The following is a 3,966-nucleotide window of genomic DNA, read 5'->3' on the forward strand; positions in this document are numbered from 1 at the left end:
CGGCCGGTCGGGCCGGGGCTCCTGCCGTTGAACTCCCGGGTGAGGGAGGCGGGTTGGATCGTTCCCTCCAGGTCCTCTCCGGTGTCGCGGCGGTGACGCGGTGCTGTGGAACACGGCATCCGGAACGTCGAACTGCCCCTTCCGGCAGGTGATGTGATGGCGCGTCACCGCTGACTCGGCTGCTGTTCGCCCTACGCCAGGTTCACCTTCGCGCCGCAGCGGCCGCGGCGGTGGTGATACGGCGGCGTAGTGCGGGGGTCAGGCTTGCGCCGCCGCCCCGAGGCCGCCCAGCAGGAGCGCCGTGAAGCGCTGGGCCCAGTCCGCGTCGACGGGTTCGGCGCTCACCAGCGCGCGGTGCACCACCGCGCCCGCGATCACGTCGAAGATCAGGTCGGCGGTGCGGGCCGCCGCGGCCGGGTCGGACTCCACCGGCAGTTCGCCGCGCGACTGAGCCCGCGCCCTGCCCTCCAGGACCAGCCGCTTCTGACGGTCCACGATCGAGCCCCGGATCCGCTCGCGCAGCGGCTCGTCGCGGGTCGACTCGGCGACCACCGCCATCAGCGCGGTGCGGGCCTCGGGCCGCTCGAGCAGCGCCGCGAACTGCAGCACCACTCCCTCGATGTCCGCGGCGAGTGAGCCCCGGTCGGGGAGCTCCAGCTCGTCGAAGAGGACCGCGACCGCGTCCACGACGAGTTCGCTCTTGCCCGCCCAGCGCCGGTAGAGGGTGGTTTTGGCCACCCCTGCCCGGGTCGCCACATCGCCCATCGAAAGCCTGGACCAGCCCAGCTCGACCAGCGCGGCTCTGGTCGCGTCGAGGATGGCGGCGTCCGCCTCGGCACTGCGGGGGCGGCCGGTGCGGATCGTTTTCGGACGGTTGCGGCTACACATGACGGCGACCATACCGGCCAGTAGGTGATTCGCTGTGAGTCAGCTCACCGGTGGAATCTTCCCGGCTCGGTGGTATACGAGTTACGCTACGACCCGTAGCGAAAGCGACAACCACAGGCGCCTGGTGGGGACCCGGCGCCACGGCTCCCGGCGTCAGAGTCCGCATCGGAGTCCGCGGTCTTTTCACTCGTGCGCGCGGAAGGGGGAGGATGTACTCATGCAGCCTAGGAACATGTCCATGAGCGGCGTCGTCGACCTCGCCGCGTTGAAGGCGGCCGGAGAGGCCAAGGCCAAGGCGGAGCAGGCCCGCGCGGAGGCCGCGCGCCAGGGCGGCGGCGGTGCCGTGTCCCCCGCCAGTCTGGTGATCGACGTAGACGAGGCGGGCTTCGAGCGCGATGTCCTCGAGCGCTCCTCGGAGGTCCCGGTCGTCCTCGACTTCTGGGCCGAGTGGTGCGAGCCGTGCAAGCAGCTCAGCCCGCTGCTGGAGCGGCTGGCCCAGGAGTACAACGGCCGTTTCGTGCTCGCCAAGGTCGACGTCGAAGCCAACCAGATGCTGTCGCAGCAGTTCGGGATCCAGAGCATCCCGGCCGTCTTCGCGGTGGTCGCCGGCCAGGCGCTGCCGCTCTTCCAGGGCGCCGCGCCGGAGCCGCAGATCCGGCAGACCCTGGACCAGCTGATCCAGGTCGGCGAGGAGCGCTTCGGGCTCACCGGCCTCACGGTCGACGCCGACACCGATGCCGAACAGGGCACCGAGGGCCCGTCCAAGGCCCCGGCGGGACCGCACGACGCGCTGCTCGAAGCGGCGCTCCAGGCGCTCGACGCGGACGACTTCGCGGGTGCCGTCCAGGCGTACAAGAACGTCCTGACCGACGACCCGGGCAACACGGAGGCCAAGGCCGGCCTCGCCCAGGCCGAACTGCTCGGCCGGGTGCGGTCCATGGACGCACAGGCGGTGCGCAAGGACGCCGCGGACAAGCCCGGCGATGTGCAGGCCCAGATCGCGGCCGCCGAGCTGGACCTCGCCGGCGGTCACGTCCAGGACGCCTTCGGCCGGCTCGTCGAGGCCGTACGGCGCACGGCGGGCGAGGATCGCGACGCCGCCCGCGTACGGCTGCTGGAGCTCTTCGACGTCATCGGCGCCGACGACCCGCGGGTGACGGCGGCCCGTACGGCGCTGGCGCGGGTGCTGTTCTGACATATGCCCCGTAGCGCCCGGGGCGTGGTCGCCGATTTGGCGACAGAGTGACAAAGTGCGGCCGCGCTTTACCAAAACTTGGTAAACGCGGCCGCTGTTACTCGCAGTAAATCAACCCCGTTGTTCTGTCCGCTTTTTCTCGGCAATCTCCCCATCTGTCGACGGGGTCTGAGGCACCCTGTGTGGCCAGGCGACATCACCCGGTCGTGGCGTGGTTATACGTCCGTTACTAGTCAGTAACGAACCCCCTTGTGCCCCGGCTCGTAATGCACCACGATCGGCCACGCTCGGTCCATTACCGCACCAGCCCGGCAGCCAGCCGCGTAAGCGCTCTTGGGTCCCCACCGAGTGGGCCGGCGGCAGAGGTGCCGGCCGAGGACAGGGGGGTTCCTGCCTGACCGGCAGGGCCTGTCCATTGAGGTTGCGCGAAGGCGTGGCCAGTGGTTGTCGCTCGGGGGTGATCGCCGGTGATTCGGACGCGGCTAGCGCCTGATACACAGGCGCTCTCCTTCCCGAGGACGTAGCACTTCTCCCATCCCAGGTCGGACCTGCGCGGTCCGTACCGGAGATGTACGTCCGAGAAGGAGGAACAGATATGTCCCAGGTACGTGGTGGGACCAGATGGAAGCGGTTCGCGGTCGTCATGGTGCCGTCCGTGGCCGCCACGGCCGCGATAGGCGTCGGCCTGGCACAGGGCGCTCTCGCGGCGTCGTTCAGCGTGTCGGGTCAGAGCTTCAAGGTGACGGCCGACAAGCTGGTCGGCAACGACTTCGTGCAGTACGGAAGCGTCGCCGCCGGCAAGAGCCTTGACGGCAAGGACCAGGTCCACCCGGTCGCCGTCTCCGGCTTCCGTTCGGCCACGATCACCAACATGTGCCAGTCCGTGGTCACGCCGAACGTGCCGTTCATCGGCAACGTGACGCTGCGCCTGGAGGCGGGCAACAAGGGTACGGACATCGAGGCGGGCAACCTTTACCTCGACGTCGCCGACCTTGAGGCGAACGCCGCGTTCGAGGACATCGACATCGGTGTGGCGGCGGGCGCCAACAAGTCGCCCGGCATTCAGCCGAACACGAAGGCGAACCCGTACGGCTTCGCGCAGCAGGCCAGGAAGGCCACGCTGACCGACGTGAAGCAGACGGCGTGGGCCACCACCGCGGGCACCTTCAAGCTCCCCAACCTGAAGCTGGGGCTGCACACGGGTGACCCCAAGAAGTACGAGTGCTACTAGGCGCTCCCAGCGGGCGGGCCTGACGGTCCACGCTGTCCGGCCCGCCCGGTCCTTTCGACTTTCACAGCAACACCGGTTCCAGGGAGCTGTTTTCCATGAGCGCCGAGACCACAGGTTCCCGCGGCTTCACCTACTGGCGGCTTCGCTTCCGTGACTGGCGGGGTACTCGGCCCTTCTGGGCCGGCCTGTTCACCCTCATCGGTGGTCTGCCGATCGCGTACTTCCCGTACGCCAACATGCACCTCGGCAATATGACGATTGCCATGTCGACCACCGCGGGTGCGGGCTCACTGATCATCGGCGTACTGCTGGTGACACTGGGGCTGACGATGTGGTTCCACAGCGCAGTGCGGATGTTCGCCGGTATCGCCGCGATCCTGCTGGCTCTGATCTCCATCCCCGTCTCCAACATCGGCGGCTTCCTGATCGGCTTCCTGTTCGCCCTCCTGGGTGGAGCCCTCTCCGTCGCATGGGTGCCGGGCAAGCCGGAAGAGCCGGCGGCGACCGAGTCGCCGGAGGTCGAGGACCCCACGCTCCCCGAGCAGCGCGCCGGGGAGGACCCGAACGTGACGGATTCGATTGCGCATGCCAACGGCGGGAGGAACAGTGCGGGGTGACGAAACGCTGCTCTCAGCGGCTGACGGCGATGAAC

General features: G+C 68.9%; 4 protein-coding genes. 3 read left to right on the top strand and 1 reads right to left on the bottom strand.

Annotation, left to right across the window (positions count from 1 at the left end; genetic code table 11):
• Nucleotides 1-258: 258 nt before the first annotated feature.
• Nucleotides 259-888 (bottom strand): TetR/AcrR family transcriptional regulator, encoded by a 630-nt coding sequence (locus tag ACWGI8_RS40900; RefSeq protein ID WP_453668524.1) that lies wholly within the window; start codon nucleotides 886-888, stop codon nucleotides 259-261.
• Nucleotides 889-1,105: 217 nt separating this feature from the next.
• Between ACWGI8_RS40900 and ACWGI8_RS40905 the strand changes: the two genes are divergently transcribed.
• From ACWGI8_RS40905 to ACWGI8_RS40915, 3 genes are all read left to right on the top strand, one after another.
• Complete coding sequence (locus ACWGI8_RS40905) at nucleotides 1,106-2,083, top strand: tetratricopeptide repeat protein (protein WP_453668525.1); 978 nt, start codon at nucleotides 1,106-1,108, stop codon at nucleotides 2,081-2,083.
• A gap of 595 nt (nucleotides 2,084-2,678) precedes the next feature.
• Nucleotides 2,679-3,314 (top strand): DUF6230 family protein, encoded by a 636-nt coding sequence (locus tag ACWGI8_RS40910; protein ID WP_453668526.1) that lies wholly within the window; start codon nucleotides 2,679-2,681, stop codon nucleotides 3,312-3,314.
• Between the two features lie 95 nt (nucleotides 3,315-3,409).
• Entirely contained in the window at nucleotides 3,410-3,931 is a 522-nt protein-coding gene (locus ACWGI8_RS40915) for a DUF6114 domain-containing protein (protein WP_453668527.1), read from the top strand.
• Nucleotides 3,932-3,966 lie beyond the last annotated feature (35 nt).

Source organism: Streptomyces sp. NPDC054841 (genome assembly GCF_053611045.1).

What these genes read in the sequence shown, in the direction of transcription:
- ACWGI8_RS40900 (WP_453668524.1), bottom strand. Translation starts at nt 888, where the DNA reads ATGTGTAGCCGCAACCGTCCGAAAACGATCCGCACCGGCCGCCCCCGC.
- ACWGI8_RS40905 (WP_453668525.1), top strand. Translation starts at nt 1,106, where the DNA reads ATGCAGCCTAGGAACATGTCCATGAGCGGCGTCGTCGACCTCGCCGCG.
- ACWGI8_RS40910 (WP_453668526.1), top strand. Translation starts at nt 2,679, where the DNA reads ATGTCCCAGGTACGTGGTGGGACCAGATGGAAGCGGTTCGCGGTCGTC.
- ACWGI8_RS40915 (WP_453668527.1), top strand. Translation starts at nt 3,410, where the DNA reads ATGAGCGCCGAGACCACAGGTTCCCGCGGCTTCACCTACTGGCGGCTT.